General features: G+C 67.8%; 1 protein-coding gene. It reads left to right on the top strand.

The window, feature by feature from the left end:
• Positions 1–233 (top strand): ketoreductase domain-containing protein (locus PUR71_RS20220; RefSeq protein ID WP_329928458.1); only part of this gene is annotated, 233 nt, incomplete at both ends.

The raw sequence follows: 233 nt of genomic DNA, 5'->3' as shown, positions 1-233 counted from the left end.
GGCCGGACGATCACGGGTGTCGTGCATGCGGCCGGTGTGCTGGATGACGGCATCGTCACCGCGCTCACCCCGGAGCGCCTGTCGGCCGTCCTGCGCCCCAAGGTCGATGCCGCCTGGAACCTCCACGAGCTGACCAAGGACCAGGACCTCAAGGCCTTCGTCCTCTTCTCCTCCATTTCCGGCGTCATGGGCAGCGCGGGCCAGGGCAACTACGCCGCAGCGAACGTCTACCT

This window comes from Streptomyces sp. SP17BM10, from assembly GCF_036322405.1.
Lineage (GTDB): Bacteria > Actinomycetota > Actinomycetes > Streptomycetales > Streptomycetaceae > Kitasatospora.
The sequence above is the reverse complement of the archived record's forward strand: the minus strand, read 5'-3'. Positions and strand labels throughout refer to the sequence as shown.